17 protein-coding genes and 1 other RNA gene are annotated in these 16,767 nt (G+C 51.2%); 5 read left to right on the forward strand and 13 right to left on the reverse strand.

Annotated features, from left to right (window positions below; genetic code table 11):
• Window positions 1-3 precede the first annotated feature (3 nt).
• Window positions 4-459: a hypothetical protein gene (locus B9G79_RS17290; RefSeq protein WP_088566593.1), complete on the reverse strand. Its 456-nt coding sequence runs from the start codon at window positions 457-459 to the stop codon at window positions 4-6.
• A gap of 103 nt (window positions 460-562) precedes the next feature.
• On the opposite strand from B9G79_RS17290, the gene B9G79_RS17295 reads away from it, so the two are divergent.
• The gene (locus B9G79_RS17295) at window positions 563-1,306 is read left to right on the forward strand and encodes an HAD family hydrolase (RefSeq protein WP_088566594.1); all 744 of its coding nucleotides are present in this window, start codon (window positions 563-565) and stop codon (window positions 1,304-1,306) included.
• Here the strand turns inward: B9G79_RS17295 and B9G79_RS17300 are convergent.
• Window positions 1,303-2,664: a hypothetical protein gene (locus tag B9G79_RS17300; RefSeq protein WP_088566595.1), complete on the reverse strand. Its 1,362-nt coding sequence runs from the start codon at window positions 2,662-2,664 to the stop codon at window positions 1,303-1,305. The two genes, B9G79_RS17295 and B9G79_RS17300, sit on opposite strands and share 4 nt — an antisense overlap.
• A gap of 297 nt (window positions 2,665-2,961) precedes the next feature.
• Here B9G79_RS17300 and B9G79_RS17305 point away from each other — a divergent pair, with 297 nt between their 5' ends.
• Window positions 2,962-4,278, forward strand: a complete 1,317-nt coding sequence (locus B9G79_RS17305; protein ID WP_088566596.1) for a PAS domain-containing protein — start codon at window positions 2,962-2,964, stop codon at window positions 4,276-4,278.
• A 41-nt stretch (window positions 4,279-4,319) separates the two neighbouring features.
• Here B9G79_RS17305 and B9G79_RS17310 read toward each other — a convergent pair whose 3' ends face one another.
• The 7 genes from B9G79_RS17310 to B9G79_RS17340 form a co-directional block, all read right to left on the reverse strand.
• Window positions 4,320-5,642 (reverse strand): aminopeptidase P family protein, encoded by a 1,323-nt coding sequence (locus B9G79_RS17310; RefSeq protein WP_088566597.1) that lies wholly within the window; start codon window positions 5,640-5,642, stop codon window positions 4,320-4,322.
• 8 nt (window positions 5,643-5,650) lie between these two features.
• The gene (locus tag B9G79_RS17315) at window positions 5,651-6,652 is read right to left on the reverse strand and encodes a patatin-like phospholipase family protein (RefSeq protein ID WP_232468871.1); all 1,002 of its coding nucleotides are present in this window, start codon (window positions 6,650-6,652) and stop codon (window positions 5,651-5,653) included.
• Window positions 6,621-7,397, reverse strand: coding sequence for a TlyA family RNA methyltransferase (locus tag B9G79_RS17320; protein ID WP_088566598.1), 777 nt, complete (start codon window positions 7,395-7,397; stop codon window positions 6,621-6,623). The genes B9G79_RS17315 and B9G79_RS17320 overlap by 32 nt, the downstream gene beginning before the upstream one ends.
• A gap of 1 nt (window position 7,398) precedes the next feature.
• The gene (locus tag B9G79_RS17325) at window positions 7,399-8,268 is read right to left on the reverse strand and encodes a polyprenyl synthetase family protein (protein WP_088566599.1); all 870 of its coding nucleotides are present in this window, start codon (window positions 8,266-8,268) and stop codon (window positions 7,399-7,401) included.
• A gap of 3 nt (window positions 8,269-8,271) precedes the next feature.
• On the reverse strand, window positions 8,272-8,496 hold the full coding sequence (locus B9G79_RS17330; RefSeq protein WP_088566600.1) for an exodeoxyribonuclease VII small subunit: 225 nt from the start codon (window positions 8,494-8,496) through the stop codon (window positions 8,272-8,274).
• A gap of 1 nt (window position 8,497) precedes the next feature.
• Window positions 8,498-9,832 carry an exodeoxyribonuclease VII large subunit gene (gene xseA / locus B9G79_RS17335; RefSeq protein ID WP_232468873.1) on the reverse strand — a complete coding sequence of 445 codons (1,335 nt, stop codon included), beginning with the start codon at window positions 9,830-9,832 and terminating at the stop codon, window positions 8,498-8,500.
• A gap of 128 nt (window positions 9,833-9,960) precedes the next feature.
• Window positions 9,961-10,119: a hypothetical protein gene (locus B9G79_RS17340; protein ID WP_157678807.1), complete on the reverse strand. Its 159-nt coding sequence runs from the start codon at window positions 10,117-10,119 to the stop codon at window positions 9,961-9,963.
• A 140-nt stretch (window positions 10,120-10,259) separates the two neighbouring features.
• Between B9G79_RS17340 and ssrS the strand changes: the two genes are divergently transcribed.
• From ssrS to B9G79_RS17355, 3 genes are all read left to right on the forward strand, one after another.
• Window positions 10,260-10,439: non-coding RNA, 6S RNA (gene ssrS, locus B9G79_RS17345), on the forward strand.
• 118 nt (window positions 10,440-10,557) lie between these two features.
• Entirely contained in the window at window positions 10,558-12,528 is a 1,971-nt protein-coding gene (locus B9G79_RS17350) for a hypothetical protein (RefSeq protein WP_088566603.1), read from the forward strand.
• Window positions 12,510-13,067 (forward strand): hypothetical protein, encoded by a 558-nt coding sequence (locus B9G79_RS17355; protein ID WP_088566604.1) that lies wholly within the window; start codon window positions 12,510-12,512, stop codon window positions 13,065-13,067. The genes B9G79_RS17350 and B9G79_RS17355 overlap by 19 nt, the downstream gene beginning before the upstream one ends.
• Here B9G79_RS17355 and B9G79_RS17360 read toward each other — a convergent pair.
• From B9G79_RS17360 to sufD, 4 genes are read right to left on the reverse strand one after another with little or no spacing between them, the layout of a single operon-like run.
• A complete protein-coding gene (locus B9G79_RS17360; RefSeq protein ID WP_088566605.1) occupies window positions 13,038-13,703 on the reverse strand; it encodes a hypothetical protein in 666 nt (221 codons plus the stop codon). The two genes, B9G79_RS17355 and B9G79_RS17360, sit on opposite strands and share 30 nt — an antisense overlap.
• Before the next feature lie 6 nt (window positions 13,704-13,709).
• Entirely contained in the window at window positions 13,710-14,270 is a 561-nt protein-coding gene (locus B9G79_RS17365) for a NifU family protein (protein ID WP_088566606.1), read from the reverse strand.
• Entirely contained in the window at window positions 14,267-15,496 is a 1,230-nt protein-coding gene (locus tag B9G79_RS17370) for an aminotransferase class V-fold PLP-dependent enzyme (protein WP_088566607.1), read from the reverse strand. Before B9G79_RS17370 ends, B9G79_RS17365 begins: the two co-directional genes overlap by 4 nt.
• A gap of 5 nt (window positions 15,497-15,501) precedes the next feature.
• Window positions 15,502-16,761, reverse strand: a complete 1,260-nt coding sequence (sufD, locus tag B9G79_RS17375) for a Fe-S cluster assembly protein SufD (RefSeq protein ID WP_088566608.1) — start codon at window positions 16,759-16,761, stop codon at window positions 15,502-15,504.
• Window positions 16,762-16,767: the final 6 nt, after the last annotated feature.

Raw genomic sequence — 16,767 nt, forward strand, 5'->3', positions numbered from 1 at the left:
GGCTTATCCTTTTGTCGTCTTGACGGAAAGAGTTCCCGGTTGCCAGCTTTCGGCCTTGAAAGCTTTTACAGAGTTTGGCACTCCGTTATCGTTCGGGAAGTACACCCGTTGCAGATGCTTTTCGCGGCCCAGTTTGTAGGCCAGCTCACAAAGTTCATCGCGGGCCTGCAACGAACTGTACTGCACGTGCTCCACCCACAAGGTCTGCGTCTGTCCATCCAGGAACAACAGCGGCTGGGCAATGAAATAGCCCATCAGCTTGTTGGTGTCCTGCTCCACAGCCAGAAAACTCCAGCCCAGGGCGATGTAATGATTCAGGGCCTCAACGCGGAACTTGGAGTTCCAGGTGGCAATCATCCGCTCCATTTCATCCGGATAGGTTTCTGCGAGTTTTTTATTTTCCAGATCCAAAATCTGTTGCAAATCTTCCGGCTGAATCACGCGGCAATACAGGCTCATGCCCTCAGGTCTCCTTGTCTTCCGGCTGAATCACGCGGCAATACAGGCTCATGCCCTCAGGTCTCCTTGTCATTTTACTTTTCATATTTCATACTAAGACACTATGAAATACAAAGACTATTCCACCGACATTTGGAACCGCATAAATACGACACTGGACCAAGTTTTAAAACAGGATTCTGCACCTGTGGCCGCCTTTGATGCAGATGGTACTTTGTGGGATACCGATCTTGGCGAAACTTTTTTCCATCACCAGATCGACAACAAACTTGTGACTCTTCCACCACAGCCCTGGGAACACTACGAAAACATGAAAGCCGCAGATCCGCGCAAAGCCTACCTTTGGCTAGCTCAAATCTGTCAGGGACAAAAACTGGAGCAGGTGCACCAGTGGGCTGTCGATGCGGTCAAAGGCCACTTCCCGGTTCCTGTATTTTTGGAACAAAAGAAATTGATCGATCTGTTTCTTTCCAAAGGTGTGAAAATTTACGTTATCACCGCCTCGGTCAAATGGGCGGTGGAGCCCGGCGCGGAAATGCTGGGCCTGACCAAAAACGATGTGCTGGGCGTGGAAACAATCGTGGATAACGGCGTGATCAGCGATCGCCAAAAAGGCACCATCACTTATCGTGAAGGAAAAGTGGAGGCTCTTCTTGAGGCCACCGGCGGCAAAAAGCCGTTCTTTGCCTCCGGTAACACCATGGGTGACTACAATCTGCTGCAATCGGCGACGCATCTAAGCCTGGCCGTCAGCGCCGCTTCCCGTGATGACAAGCTCTTCAAAACCGAAAAAGAACTGCAGGAGAACGCTGAAAAGTTCTCCTGGCTGTCCCATCGTTTTGTCTAGCGAACAAGCTTGTTCATGTTAAAGCGATAGCTCAGCGTCAGATTGAACTGATTCGCCTTGTTTGGATATTTCAGATTTTCCTTGGCACCTTTGCGATCCAGCTGGGTGCTGCCGTACTCGAAACCGATATCCAGATTCTTCAGGCCCAAAAGATTGCGGCAAGTGGTGCCGGCAGCCCAGCCGCGCACCCCGCGCACTTTTTCAAAAGTAAATTCGCCATCAGCAAATGCCGCGTCGGTATTGAACACATGCTGGTTATAGTAGAAATCCCAGGCGCAGGGTCCCGCTTCCACTCCACGCATCGCCACTTCCACACCGTGGGCTTTTGAATTCACATGCTGGGCATGAGGACGACGACCGTTGCCATCACCTTGTTTGTTGCGAGTGAAGTCCGCGCGGAAGACGCGCACTTCGGCTTCACCGTACTTGGACGTGAACATGTATCCCAGATAGGTGGTCATATCATCCTGGGCTCTTTTTTCGCCGGGGAAGCTTCCCACATCTCCGTGCGCTCCGGTCACGCCAATGTACAAGTCATGATTCTTCAAATACGGAGATGACTTGTCGAAGACCTTGCGAAGGGCATTGGCCACGCGCAATTCCACCGTGCCACCATAGGCCGGATACGAGTTCGCACGAGAATCCGCCGGATCCAGACTGGATTCACCTTTGATCGTGTCCCCGTCCACCACACTGAAGGACGCCAGCAACACGCGGTCCAGCTCTTCTTTCAGTTGATAGTTCATCTGAATCCCTTTGTCATAGCGAACCATCAGACCATAGGGAGCTGTCACATAGTAGCGGCTGGGTTTTCCCTGCAAAGGATTTAAGCCGCTGACCGGGAAAGCTCCGGCCAGAACCGTCACGTCCTGAGAATCAGTCATCTGGATATTGGCACCGATGTTGGCCAGGAACCACGGACGATCCACATATCCATCCGCACGCAAGCGATCCGAGTTGTGGAAGTTCTGTTCATTTGTTTCGTTATAGTCGAGCACCTGATTTTTCGGGATGGCGCTGATCGAAATAAATATCTGCTTGAAGTGACGATTGGCAAAGGTCTTGGAAATCTTTCCTTCCACTTCCGTCACCATGTCGCCCATCGAAGTTTCATTTCCTCCCTCACGGCGAAGATCATTGTTGATCACCGCTGCGACTTGCGCGGAAGCAGAGCCTTCCAAACAGATTCCCTCGTGGTAAATTCCACCCCGGTCGTAACACTCATAGGATTGATCGGCACCTCTCCAATAGGCGTTGGTGTCCCAATGGACAGTTTTATCTGCAGCTCCCGCAGGGCCCGCAGCAATCAAAAGACTCACTAAGCCCAGCTTGTTCCAGTTCACTGAATTCTTTTTCATGAATATCTCCTGTTTAAGTTTTCAGAAGTTTAGAGATCAATGATCGTGCCATGCGGGTGTTCCGCACCAGTTCCGCAGAGGGTCGGTCCGGCCGGCGCTTATTACAGAGCCTCCATGGTAACAGCCGCAAATCCGCTCCCACAGCAACAACCAGCGCTCGGAAACTCACCGAACGTTTCACCCCAGTGACACAGGGAACACCTCCACCGAGGCGGTGGAATATTCCATCGAATATCTCATATTTGTTGATGCGATTTTTCTGTCGAGTATAAAGCGGGCCTTGCACGAGGTGATTCGATGGCTCTGGAAGCCGACTTTGCATTGGACGAATTGTTTTTCTCTAAAACTGATTTTAAAGGGCGGATCGAATCAGGCAATCAAGTCTTCGTCAGAGTCAGCGAATACTCTAAGGACGAGATCCTGGGACGCCCCCATAACATCATTCGCCATCAGGATATGCCCCGCAGTGTCTTTAAACTGTTCTGGAGCTACCTGCAAAGCAACAGACCCATTGCGGCTTTTGTAAAAAACAGATCAAAAACCGGCAAGTACTACTGGGTCTTTGCTATGGCCTTCCCCATGAACGATGGCTATCTTTCCATTCGTTTAAAGCCCACGTCTGTCTTTCTGGGTGAAGTGCAGAAGATCTATGCCGAGCTGGTGCCCCGAGAAAGCACCGGTCTTGGCATTGAGCAAAGCGAAGGTCTGTTGCTTTCAGAACTTCATAAACGCGGTTTTCACAGCTATGACGCTTTTATGACCCGTGCCCTGCTGGAGGAAATGAAATCCCGGGATCAGTTGCTGCTGCACTATGAAAAGAAAGTCTTGCAGACAAATAAGCGCTCGGACCGAGTGGGGGAAATGCAGGAAGCTTCAGGCAAATGCACCGACGCCGCCCGGACCGCTTTTGACCTTGCTGATTCCCTGAACCAGCGCTTTAGCCGCAACAACCAGGCACAGAATATCAGCGACATCTGCCGCGAAGTGCAGATGGTCACCACCAATCTGACCATCTCGGCCGCCAAACTGGGCGAAGCAGGAAAAACCTTAAGTGTGGTTTCCAAGAATCTGGAAAGACTGGCAATGGAAATTGCCGAAAGTTCCCGGGAGTTTGATGAAATCTTCGCCAGCTTCAGTGTCGCGGCTTCGCGCATGTACTTTTCCATGGCCACATCACGCCTGCAAATTGAAATGATGAACCATCTGATTGGTGAAACCCAAAGCTCCGAACAAGAGGACTTCCTTGTTCAGAACTGTCATCTTTTGAAGGATCTCATTTCAGCAAACTTTGCCGATGTGGAGGAAACTGCCAAGAAGCTGATCAAAGAAAACAAGTCCCTGAACCGCTCTATCAACATGCTGTCCAAAGTCACCGCAGGGATGGATGTCATCTGTGTCGTGGGAAAGATCGAAATGGCCCGGGTAAAGGACTTCTCAAGCTCTTTGGAGTCCTTGCTGGGTGATATGGAAAATCTGACCGCGAGCTTTAAAAAGACACTAAGGTCGATTGAAAATGAAAGCCAATGGGGGCTTGTTCGGTCCAGCGAGCTAAAAAACCATCTTTACGTGATTTCTCAAAGTCTTCGCCATGTTGACAACAGCATGATGGCATAAAAAAGGCCCACCTTCCGGTGAGCCTTTTGGGCTTTTAAATTTTAAGCCTTGCCGACGACTTTTTCGATATCCGCAATTTCTTTGGGAACTGATGAAGTCATGTTTTCAGAGCCAGACGAAGTCACACGCAGATTGTCCTCGATACGAATACCGATACCACGGTATTTCTGAGGAGCTGATGCATCGTCAGCCGGGATGTAAAGACCCGGTTCGATCGTGAAGCACATATTGGCTTCGATCGGACGTGGCTCGTTCTTTTTAAAGTACAAACCAGCATCATGCACATCCATGCCCAGCCAGTGGCCGATACCGTGAGGATAATACTTTTTCTGAGCCAAGGCCTGAATCAAATCATCCTTGCGCCCGGACAACAAACCCAAGTCCAACATCAGATCCGTCAACAAAGACGTTCCCATGTCGTGCAGGTCTTTAAAGAAAATTCCCGGCTTCACATAGTCGCAGATCTGCTTTTGAACTTTCAAAACACCTTCGTACACACGCGCCTGCTCGTCTGTGAACTTGCCGTTCACCGGATAGGTGCGCGTGATGTCGCCGGTGTAGTAGTTGAACTCGGCGCCCGCATCAATCAGCAACAGATCCCCGTCCTTGCAGACCTGATCGTTGAAGTTGTAATGCAAAGTCGTCGCGGCATTTCCGGAAGCCACGATATAGTTGTAACCTTCACGGGCAGAACCTCTCATATAGAAGTTGTGTGCCAGCACCCCTTGCACCTGGCGTTCCGTCACCCCTGGGCGGGTGAAGCGCATAGCCGCCAAATGGGCCTGAGCGGAAATTTCACACGCTTCACGCAACTGAGTCAGTTCGTATTCAGATTTCACCAGACGAAGTTCACCCAGCAGGATATCCGCATCGTGAATTGCCAAAAGGCCATTCCCCATGCGCCCTTGAAGAGCTTTCACCGTTTGCAGAATTTCCTGCATCTTGTGATCCATCTCGGTGTTTTTGTACTGACTGTAATAAACGCGGTCGACCTCTTTCAAAAGCTGAGGCGCCACTTTGGTCAGTTCATCAAATGGATAGGCCTTGTCGATTTTGAACTCGCGCTCGCAGCCTTCCGGACCATAGCGGAAACCATCCCAGGTTTCTCTTTCCACGTCACGACGGCGCACGAACATCACTGTTTCCGGAGTCAAACCCGGACGGTGAATCAAAACAGACTCAGGCTCTTCCCAGCCGGTCAGGTAAAACAGATTGGAATCCTGACGATACGGGAAATGACAGTCATGATTGCGGATGTATTCCGGATGAGAAGCCACGACCAGAGCGCCACCTGGGATTTGCTCCCCGGCTTTTTTTCTTCTTTCGGAAAAGATGTTCATGTCATAGATGGGTTTTCTGCTCATAAATTCTCCTAAAGTCCCCATTTGCGGGTAAGACCCTTCAACTGACGGGCGGCAGAGTCTGCCCCCTTGTTCATGATCTCACGACGCTTGTCGAAATCCATAATACCATAGCTGGACGTATCAAGCGAGATGACAGTGTCAACTCCTGGCAAAGGCTTATTATACAGTCCCGCGATTTCACTCCATAAGACGTTGTCGGTGGCACTGGACTCCAGGGTGAAGGGTTTTGAACCCCCCGGGGCCTGCAGCACATTGACCATCACGATATAGTTAGCCCCTTTTTGGCGCAGGTAATTGGCCAGGGCCGTGATGTCGCGAACGCCCGCCACGCTGTTTTGGTAGGGCTTAAAGAACGGCGGATAGGCCATGCACAGATACATCAACTGATCGATGCCCCCACGGTTCATCAGGTAGACCTGATTCTTCTTTAAGTTGTAAGACGGACAGGCAAACGGCACTTTGAAGTCTTCCACTTTGGCGCGATTGAAAGCCACCCCGACAAAGTCCTTCAACACCGTCACTTCGTTGTTCTTGTTCACACCGCCCAGAAGGGATTTTTTCAAAACCTCTTCATCCTTCAGCTTAAACATCTGCCACTCTACATCGTTGGCAAGTTCCTTGTTGGCGTAAAGCGCCGCCATCGGAGCGGCAAATTCAACTCCACCAATAGCGTAAACCGGAACCTTGGCTCTTTGCAGCTCATGCAGGAATCCGATGTGCGCATAGGTCTTTGCCCCGCCACCGCCCAGAATCACACCGATCTTGGGCATGGTCGGAATCACCGGCGCCGGAGGCGGTGGTGGCGTTTCAGCCACGTCTTCTTCATCTGATTCCATCGGCGGCGGAGTGCCGACATTTTCCGGCGGACGCGGCTGAGTCACCCCCGGACGGCTGGGAGTCGGCTGCGGAGTTTTGCGAATGTCTTCGCGGGTTCTTAAGTTCTGACAGCTTGCCAGAAACAGGAACAAGACAATCCAGCTAGATTTTTTTGGCAAAAACGAAGAACTCATTATTTCCGTCCTTTCCCTGAATCGGAGATGGGAAGTAGTCGAGAACCTTAAATCCATTTTGCGAACAAAGTTCCTTTATCCGCGTCTCGACTTCTTTATACAGTGAAACATCTTTGACTATACCCCCCTTGGCAAGGCCGTCAACGCCGACCTCGAATTGGGGCTTCACCAGACTTAAAAGACAGCCTTCAGTCTTAAGAAAAGGTGCCAGTTCCGGAACTATCAAAGAGATGGAAATAAAAGAGACGTCCATGACGACCAGGTCAAACTTGTCTGGCGGGGTCGCCTGATTGACGGCTTCTTCACGGGAAAGATTGCGGGCATTGATGCCCTCGATAACTGTCAGTCGTGGATTGGAACGAAGGCTGCTGTGAACCTGACCGTGGCCCACGTCCACACCCAGCACCAAGCTTGCGCCCTTTTGCAGAAGACAATCGGTAAAGCCCCCTGTGGAAATACCCACATCCAGAACTTTCAGCCCCTGCACGGAAATCCCGGCTTGCGCCAAAGCGCCTTCCAGTTTCAAGCCTCCGCGGGACACAAAACGATTCGCCGGACCTGCTTCCACTTCAATCTTTCCCTGATGGGATTCCAAAACGGCGAAGCTTGCCTTTTTCAAAATGCGCTTTTGCGAATTTTCAATAAGAAAAACCTGACCCGCCTCGATCAGCTCCTGAGCATGAGTGCGCGACTGCGCCAGACCCTTTTCAACAAGATAAAGATCCAAACGCAGTTTATCGCCCATATTACACCTGACGGTTTTGATTAAAGCTGATCAGATACTCCAGCAGTGGAGCATCGGCAGACACTTTGTGCAGTTCCGCCAGTGTCGAAGCACTGACATCTTTCAGATAGGTCTTGGTGCCTTCAAGCCCCAGGATACCGGTGAAGCTGCGAAGATCCTGACCTTTTTCGCCGTGATCCAAAACATCGTCGGCCACCTGGAAAGCAAGCCCCAGGCCTTCGCCGAACTTTTTAAGACTTTCAATTTCTGTGGGTTTAGCCCCGGCAATCACAGCCGCCCCCTCAACCGCCACACGAATCAAAGCACCGGTTTTAAGACGGTGCAGATGAGTCAGCTCTTCCAGCGACATCTGTTTGTCCCCGGCACGCAGGTCAATCGCCTGACCGCCGACCATGCCACGAATGCCTGCGGCGGAAGACAACAAGCGCGTCAGTTGCCCGACCAGGAAGCTGCTATCCCCATAGTTTTCAGCAATCAGCATGAAAGCTTCGGTCAAAAGAGCATCTCCAGCCAACAACGCAAAATCCTCACCGAACACTTTGTGATTGGTGGGTTTCCCGCGGCGCATGTCATCGTTATCCATGCACGGCAGATCATCATGAATCAAAGAATACGTATGAATCATTTCCACGGCAGCAGCGAAAGGCAAGATGCGCTCTTTGCCGGCCCCGAACAATTCACCGACCAGCAAAGACAGAACCGGACGGAAACGTTTCCCGCCGTTGGTGGCAGAATAAAGCATGGACTTTCGCAATTCAGAAATGGCGCTGCCGGCTGGCAGTTCCATATCAGACAGATATTTTTCCACAAACTGGTTCACAGCCTGGGTGCGCGCGGCGATTTCCTGATCAATCTGAATTGCGAGATCCAAGACTTAGTTCTCCTCTGGAGTGAAATCAGTGGTCACCGGCTGACCATCAGCCCCCACAGACATCAAAAGCTTCACTTTGGATTCAGCTTCGTTCAAACGCTGATGGCATTCGCGGGAAAGTTTCACACCTTCCTCGAACAGCTTCAAAGACTCTTCCAGAGCCAGATCGCCTTTTTCCATCTTTTGCACGATCTCTTCCAGACGGCCAAGTTTCTTTTCAAAATCCATTCTATTCCTCCTTCACGCCATCCACGACAGCGGTCACTGAGCCCTGAGCCAGACGGATATCCAAAAGGTCTCCTTTTTTCACCTGGCTCGCAGATTTAATTACTTGCGAATTTTTGGTCACGATTGAATAGCCACGCTCAACCACCTTCAGTGGACTGAGACTATCCAGCATAGCCATGACCTTGCCCATGCGGGCCTTTTTTCTTTCAATCGAAAAATGCAGCGCCTTTTCAGAACGTGCTTTCAGATATTCCAGATCCTTTTTCTTTTCATCGATCAGATCCTGAGGGCTTCCCAGTTTCTGACTCATCAGCTCCACCCGGTGACGGCGCTCCGCCAGACGGCGGTTGATCGCAAACTCCAGACGATTTAAAAGATCATCATTGCGAAGCTCCAGATCCTGCAAGCGGCGCTTCGGATCGACCAGACGCTTGGAAAGACCCCGCATCTTTTCACGCAGGAACTTCATCTTCTTTTCAAAAGTCAGATGCAGCATACGCTCTAGCGAAACAACCTTATTGGCCAGTTCACCCGAACTTTTCGCCACAAGCTCTGCTGCAGCCGACGGGGTCGGCGCACGCAAGTCCGCCACGAAGTCGGCAATAGTAAAATCAATTTCATGTCCCACGGCAGAGATCACCGGAACCGGACTGGCCGCAATCAAACGCGCAAGACGTTCGTCATTAAAGCACCACATGTCCTCAATCGACCCGCCACCACGTCCGACAATCACCACATCCACACCCGGAAGGGCCGTGGCTTTCTTAAAGGCCTCGCAGATTTGCGGAGCCGCCGCTTCCCCCTGAACGATGGTTGGAACCACCGTCACCTGGATGGCTTTGGCACGACGGGAAAGAACATTCAAAATATCACGAATGGCCGCCCCGGTCGGGGACGTCACAATCGCAATATGCCTTGGGAAAGTCGGAATCGGTTTTTTACGGGCAGATTCAAACAAACCCTCGGCTTTCAATTTCATCTTTAGCTGTTCGAAAGCTTTTTGCAAAGCCCCGGCGCCGACCGGCTCCATCATCTCGCACATCAGTTGATAGTTGCCGCGCGGTTCATACACCGTGATACGGCCGCGCACGATCACTTCCATCCCATCGGTGGGTTTGAATTTTAAGCGGGCGTTGTTGCCACGGAACATCACGGCCGTGATCTGGGAGCGGGAATCTTTCAGGCTGAAATAAAAATGGCCCGAGGTGTGCGCTTTGAAGTTTGAAATTTCACCCTTCACCCACACCTGCCCGATCTGTCCTTCCAACAACTGTTTCACATAGATATTCAGCTGTTCAACGGAAAGCACGGAAGGTTCATTGGTCTTCGTCAACAAGTCGGCAGCCCCAAGACTGGCTTGAGCTGAGACATCCGTTTTTCGAAGTGGCTGATTAGGAGAGTCCGACATGGGAGCAGAGGCTAATGCCCCCACCCGGTGGAGTCAATACATTGAGAGTCAATGTGCTAGAGGGAAGTATACCAGACGTTCTGAACGGACCACAGGCCGCCCACAAAGAAGCACACCCACCCCAGGGATTTGTGCTTGGCCAAATTGGCATAGGCCTCACCCATGCGTTCCTGCCCGATGCGCGCCAGAACCGGGTTCTCCAACACAACAACCATCAGGAGTCCATAGAAAAAAACCACGAAGGGAAAAATAAAATCGAGCTTTTCAGGTGTCATATTCAATTTATCGGAGCTTTACCGGAAAGTAAGAGTCCGGTTCGATTGACGATACGAAAAGACATGATAGAATGGTTTACAGAAGGGTTCGACGGCGTAAAGCTCTATCGAAAATAAACCTTACAAGCATATTTTTGGGGACTGTCCCTGACAATGGTGAGCAAGCTCAGCTCGTACTGAGAAGCCTAAAGTTGTTATCATGGTTACCCACCTTAGCTAAAACAGGTTTACTTTTTCAGAGTGGTCTTCGAGCCTTTTTTTATTTGTCTCAAGCCGAGACAGTCCTGCAAAAAACTTCGTCATTTCCTCAATAATTTCGATTAAGAAATAGGGCTTTCGCGCGTTCAGCCCACCCCCCGTAAATCCGATAAGATCTACATGACTTTGAACCGGATGATGGCTGGTTTTATCAGCGCGTGGACTCTTATTCTGACAGCTTGTGGTGGTGGCGGCCTTGAAGGCGGCGACTATTCATCCAATGCCCCAGCCTCCCCCGAACCGACCTATTACGGCAAACCCACCGATATGGATGCCGCCCAGTCCGTGACCGTCACACTGCCGGCAAAGTTCCTGTATCGGGGCCTGAGCTTCAGTCCGGGCAGCTCTACCAACGGGCTGACTTCCGTGGTTTCTGCCGCCAATGCCATTCCCATCGCTTTTGCTGAATTCCATATCTACGATTCCTCCGGCACGCGCATCCAGCAGGGTGAAACAAACACCAATGGGATTGCTTCTTTCATGATCCCGAAGACCACCGGAACCTACACCTTCAAAGTATTCTCGCGCGCCTACAACGACTATTTGAAAGTGAGTGTGCTGGCGGATATCTATTCCAACACACCTCACTATGCTGAAAAGTCTTTCACGATCACCGCTGGTGACATTACAGCAGGAACGAAGGATCTGACATCGACCCCGGTTTATGCCGAAGCCAATGAAAGCATCTCTTCACGCGTTGAGGGTGGTGCCTTCAACATCATGTATGACATCCTGCTGGCGAATGAATACATCCGCCGCAATATCGGCAAGAACAACGGAGGCACCCCGTCCACGGACACCAACGTGTGGTGGGTGGCCGACAAAGTCACTGTATTCTGGAAAGCCGGCTTTAATCCTTACTCCTATTTTGGTTCCAACTCCCCGCTGTCTTTTTATTCGCCGGGGGATCGCAAATTATACATTCTGGGCGGCGTGAATGGGGATGTGAAGTCCTCGGACACGGATCACTTTGACGATTCGGTGATCTTGCACGAATACGGCCACTTCCTGGAAGACGTTTACGGGAACTCTGGATCTCCGGGTGGGTCCCACACGGGGAACTTTGTGATTGATGCCAGACTTGCGTGGAGTGAGGGCTGGGCCAATTACTTCCAAGCTGCTGTTCTAAGCGGTGCAGATGCAGCCTTTAACAACGCTGATGAAAATCGCGCACCGACAGACCCTCGCTATCATTATTACGTGGACACTTATGGCTATCGTGCCTCAGGCAACACCGCAGGTGTCAGCATTTCCTTCAACCTTTGGCAGGATGGAACCGCGGCCAGCTATGACAACACCGCCTCGGACCTTGCCGGGACCGGTACTTTCCGCGAAGTTTCAGTGTCCCGGGCTCTGTACAAAGCCACTCGCAAAGACGATGCTCAGTACGAAGCCACCAAATACGGTGGTGGCATAACCTTCACCAATATCTGGAAGACCTTTGCCGGTGAAGACACTTCCGGCCACAAGAAATCCAACCCGATTACCACCAGTCTGGTGAACACAACGACCTATCCGGTACCAAGTGTGGGACTGTTCAACAATCTGCTTTCCCGTAACGTTGTCGGTGCCACCGCAAAATGGGATGCGATCTTGACGGAAGAAAAGCAGACCAAGACCACCAAAGACTATGCGTACTATCTGGGAACAACCGGGGGCGCCTGCTCGGGCACAACTGAGTTTACTGTCGGCAAAGAAGAACAGCTGATGACCGCCAGAGACAACGTTAAACGTTCAGACCAGCAGGTGAACAATGACTTCTATCTGTACTATCACGATGGAACTTCCACAACCCTGGCGATGAACTACACAAGCACCAAACTGGATTTGGACCTTATCTTGTACAAGAAAGACTACGTCTACTTTGAAGACACTTACAGAAATGCCGGATACACTTCGGACTATATCGTGAAGCAAAGCCGCAACGTGGCCACCACCTCCGAGAGTATTTCTCTAAGCGGCGTTCCGGCGGGATATTACATTCTGAACGTCAAGATCAACGCTTACGGCAAAACAGCATCGCAGATGAACACCAATGCGACCTACAGCTTAACCAAAGGGGGGACCGCGATATGTGGAACCGAAAGATAACCATCACCGCAATTCTCTCCCTGGCAGTTGGCGTTTCCGTTTTCTCATTCGCGGGGAAATCGGAAAACCGTACACCCGCCTCCACTGGCAAGTCCACGTGGCGACCGGCTCCTGTTGGCAAGCATCTGGCTCTTTTCCATGTTGAACTAAAATCCGAGGACGAAATCCCTGAGTCCGGCAGCGACGAAGTGATCCTTGTCGGCCGCGTTCTGGTGAATCAGACCCTGCAAGGGGATCTGGCATACACCTGGTCCCTGCCGGAAGGCGTGAGCGTCGTTGACGGCATCACCTCTGACACTTTGTCCGGTGTTAAAATCGGCCAGGTGGTTGAACTAAAAATCACAGTGACGGGATTCTCGAAAGAAAAACAGAAAGCCATCTCTTTGGCGGTAAAAGCCCTGGCTCAGGAAGAAGTTCTGGGTAATTCAGCGGTGATTGTCAGCCGCAACGAAGACACCATGGAAGCCACAGCGCCTGACATGAAAAGATCCGCGGAAGAACAACTGGGATCAGAGACAGTCCACCGTCGTCGTAAATAAGAATCCCTTAATCTCTCCGTTGCGACGGAGAGAACTGGCATAGCGAGGCTCCACCTCAAAGCGCCGCAGGCCCTCCGAACACAGCTCCCACAATTGATGCTTTCCCACCTGAAACCTCATGGTCCCGGGGACTTTTCCACTGAGCAGATCCAGAGCCGCAGCAAAGAGGTCGCGAGTCACCGCCTCTTCACGCCCGTAAAGTTTCCACCACTCAAGGGTATAGAGTTCTTCCAAGGTGTAGGTTGAAACCTCAAAGAAACGCAAATTGCGGAAGATCTGCAGGTTGTCGCTGGTATAGATCTCAACGATATTCGCCATTTCAAGCTTGTCGAAGAAGTCCGAAGAAGGCACAAGGCCCCAACGGCGCAGCGCCTTCCAACAAAAGCGCGGAGAGTCTTTCAGGGAGTAGCTTTCAGCCTGAACTTCCTGGCAGATCTCCACATAATCTTTTAAAGTCTGCAGAGCCAGGTCTTTTTGGTCATTGGCGAGCCGGCAGAAGTGCGGCAGAGCGGGGTCATGATAGGGTTTGACTGACAAACCCTCTTTTTCCAGAACCAGGGCGAGGCGCTCACACAACAGACGAAATCTTTCAACCCGGTCTGGAGTTTGCTTCTGAGCACCTTGCGCTGACTGCATTCATCCTCACATCGGGATAACTTCAATTGTTGGATTGAATTGATCCCGCAAAATTCCCTCGATGGCCATCAGTGTTCCTGAAGTGGCACTTGGGCAGGTTCCACAAGCTCCCTGGTAAAAGACATAAAGCTTGTTATCTTCATATTTCACCACATCCAGATCCCCGCCGTCACCTTGCAAACCGGGACGGACCGTTTGGTCCAGAATCTCTTCGATCTGCTGGACCTCAGGAGGAAGGCTGGCGCGGCGAAGCTTCTTTTCATCCATCTGGGTCACAGCCGGATTATGCGCTGGCATACGGGTCTGAATCACCGAACAAACATTGCGCTGAATCTCTTCCGGATCCGCATCAAAATTATGAGTGATCGTGATCACGTTCTGGAAGAAGTGAACCTGACGAACGCCCTCCACCTGGAACAAGGAAGACGCCAGAATGCTCTGCTCAGCTTCCTTGGCATCCGCATAGGTCGCTTTTCCTTCATTCAAGACGGCGCGATCCAACACGAATTTCCACGCATTAGGGTTTGGAGTTGCCTGAATACGAATCAGTACATCTTGGGTGCTCATAACAACATCTCCCGGGCCTTCACCACGGCTTTAACCATAGAATCAATATCTTCACGATTATTATACACTGAAAGGGACGCTCTGACGGTGCCTGGAACTCCCAGACGCGCCATCAGGGGCTGCGTACAATGATGACCAGCTCGGACTGCCACACCTTCCTGGTCCAGAATCTGACCAATGTCAGAGTGGTGAGCCCCTTTCAGATTAAAGGACAAAATCGCCCCTTTATTCAGAGAGGTTCCATAGATTTTCAAATCCGGAATCTCCAGAAGCTTGCCCGTCGCATAGTTCAAAAGATCCATTTCATACTTATGGATTTTATCCAGACCGATCTTTTCAACAAACGTCAGCGCCGCATGCAAACCCACCGCACCTTCCACGTGCGGAGTTCCAGCCTCAAAACGAGTCGGCACATCATTGAACGTGGTTTTTTCGATCGTCACTTTGGAAATCATGCTGCCGCCCCCTTGATAAGGTGGCATCTGATCCAGAATCTCTTTTTTCCCGTACACAGCCCCAAACCCAAAAGGGCCGAAAAGCTTGTGAGCAGAAAACACAAAGAAGTCGCAATCAATCTCTGAAACATTCACCGGCAACTGAGACACGATCTGGGCCCCATCCACCAGAACCTTCGCACCGACTTCGTGAGCCAGCTTCGTCAAAAGCTTCATGTCCGTATTGGTGCCCAGAACATTCGAAGAAGCGGTGAACGCCACCATCTTCGTGCGAGAGTTCAATTTCTTTTTGAAATCTTCAAGATCCAGTTCACCGTTATCCAGAATATCCGCCGCCACAACTTTGGCGCCGACTTTTTCCGCGACCATCTGCCACGGCACGATGTTTCCGTGATGCTCCATCACGGTGATCAGGATCTCATCCCCGGCTTTCAAGTTCGAAAGACCCCAGGAATTTGCCACCAGATTCACGCCCTCGGTAGTGCCGCGAACAAAGATGATTTCCTCGGACTGACGGGCCCCCAGGAATTCGGCCACCTTCTGGCGGGCCGCTTCGAAATGCCCCGTCGCCACATCACCCAGATAGTGAGCGCCACGATGAACATTGGAAGTTTCATAAGAATAAAAATGCGCAATACGGTCGACCACCGACTGCGGCTTCAAAGTTGTCGCCCCACTGTCCAGATAAACCAGGTTCTTGCCATGAACTTTTTGAGTCAAAGCCGGGAACTGGGATCTTACAGAGGCAAATATATCGTCTAGATTGCTCATAACACTTACCGATTCAGGGCAAGGCTGCTGAACGCCTCGTCCAGATGGCGAGACAGCCATTTCTGGATGCTCTCGTCGGAAATTTTATAAATCACTTCAGAAAGGAACCCGTAGCTCAGCATCGGGATGGCTTTCTCTTTAGGGATTGCGCGGGATTGCAGATAGAACAGCTCTTCGCGGTTCAACTGACCCACTGTGGAGCCGTGCGCCGCTTTCACGTCGTCTGCATAGATCTGCAAACAAGGCTTGCTGTCGGCTTCCGCCTTGCCACTTAAAAGCAGATTATTGTTCAACTGGGCCGAGTTGGCTTTCTGCGCACCTTTTTCGATGCGAACGGTTCCGCAGAACACGGCACGGGATTCCCCGTCCAGGATGCCTTTGTAAAGCTGATTGGTATTGCACTCGCCCACTTTATGGTTGATCAAAGACGTGTTGTCCACGTGCTGGGTGCCACGAACAGCGTACACGCCCAGGATTTCTGTGTTGGAGCCAGGACCGTTCAAGATCACATCCAACGAATGGCGAGACAGACTTGCACCCGTCGCAAATGCCAGACTTTCCACGTTAGCGTCTTTTTCCACCACCATGCGGGTGCGACCGATATTCACGGCACTTTCGCTTTCGGCCTGAACACGCACGTACACAAGCTTGGCACTTTCACCAACGTGCACGTCGCTGACCGAGTTCGCAAAGTAACTGGTGCCCGTCTTGCCGTAATGGCTTTCCAGCACACGCACGGAAGAACGTGCGCCCACTTCAAGGCTGAGGCGAGGAGAAACCATCAATGACGGGCCCCCTTCCGCTGACGTGAAGAAGACGAAATTCACAGGTTTTTCCACAGACGTTTCTTTGGCAACACTCACCACGAACGGCTTTGCCATGTAAGCGCCGTTCAAAGCATCAAAGGTGTCATCAAACTGAGCCGGATACTGGGAAAGTTCTTTTAGACTCACGCCCGCTGGCAATTCAGCCGACAGGGTCTTGTTCAAAACACCATTGAAGAAAACGATGTTGGCAAATTCTGGGTTCAGATATTTTTTGATTTCAACCAGAGTGTCATGACTTGGCTCAAACGGGCTCACTGCGCTTGGCAGGAACGTGCCTTCATTCAAAGCTTTCACGCTGGTATAGTGCCAGGCTTCATCTTTGCGGGTCGGAAGACCTTTATTCAGAGCATAGTCATACCCCGCCTTGCGGAAAGCGGACAATGCGCCTTCGGCAGGATTGGATTGACTGAATTTTTCATAGCTCGTTAACAGGTTCATAGTCAC

Origin of the sequence: Bdellovibrio bacteriovorus (assembly GCF_002208115.1) — a bacterium.
GTDB classification, from domain to species: domain Bacteria; phylum Bdellovibrionota; class Bdellovibrionia; order Bdellovibrionales; family Bdellovibrionaceae; genus Bdellovibrio; species Bdellovibrio bacteriovorus_C.

Bases quoted from the DNA above. Each gene is read 5' to 3' on its own strand.
- B9G79_RS17290 (WP_088566593.1), bottom strand. From the start codon at position 459: ATGAGCCTGTATTGCCGCGTGATTCAGCCGGAAGATTTGCAACAGATT.
- B9G79_RS17295 (WP_088566594.1), top strand. From the start codon at position 563: ATGAAATACAAAGACTATTCCACCGACATTTGGAACCGCATAAATACG.
- B9G79_RS17300 (WP_088566595.1), bottom strand. From the start codon at position 2,664: ATGAAAAAGAATTCAGTGAACTGGAACAAGCTGGGCTTAGTGAGTCTT.
- B9G79_RS17305 (WP_088566596.1), top strand. From the start codon at position 2,962: ATGGCTCTGGAAGCCGACTTTGCATTGGACGAATTGTTTTTCTCTAAA.
- B9G79_RS17310 (WP_088566597.1), bottom strand. From the start codon at position 5,642: ATGAGCAGAAAACCCATCTATGACATGAACATCTTTTCCGAAAGAAGA.
- B9G79_RS17315 (WP_232468871.1), bottom strand. From the start codon at position 6,652: ATGAGTTCTTCGTTTTTGCCAAAAAAATCTAGCTGGATTGTCTTGTTC.
- B9G79_RS17320 (WP_088566598.1), bottom strand. From the start codon at position 7,397: ATGGGCGATAAACTGCGTTTGGATCTTTATCTTGTTGAAAAGGGTCTG.
- B9G79_RS17330 (WP_088566600.1), bottom strand. From the start codon at position 8,496: ATGGATTTTGAAAAGAAACTTGGCCGTCTGGAAGAGATCGTGCAAAAG.
- B9G79_RS17340 (WP_157678807.1), bottom strand. From the start codon at position 10,119: ATGGTTGTTGTGTTGGAGAACCCGGTTCTGGCGCGCATCGGGCAGGAA.
- B9G79_RS17350 (WP_088566603.1), top strand. From the start codon at position 10,558: ATGACTTTGAACCGGATGATGGCTGGTTTTATCAGCGCGTGGACTCTT.
- B9G79_RS17355 (WP_088566604.1), top strand. From the start codon at position 12,510: ATGTGGAACCGAAAGATAACCATCACCGCAATTCTCTCCCTGGCAGTT.
- B9G79_RS17360 (WP_088566605.1), bottom strand. From the start codon at position 13,703: ATGCAGTCAGCGCAAGGTGCTCAGAAGCAAACTCCAGACCGGGTTGAA.
- B9G79_RS17365 (WP_088566606.1), bottom strand. From the start codon at position 14,270: ATGAGCACCCAAGATGTACTGATTCGTATTCAGGCAACTCCAAACCCT.
- B9G79_RS17370 (WP_088566607.1), bottom strand. From the start codon at position 15,496: ATGAGCAATCTAGACGATATATTTGCCTCTGTAAGATCCCAGTTCCCG.
- sufD (WP_088566608.1), bottom strand. From the start codon at position 16,761: ATGAACCTGTTAACGAGCTATGAAAAATTCAGTCAATCCAATCCTGCC.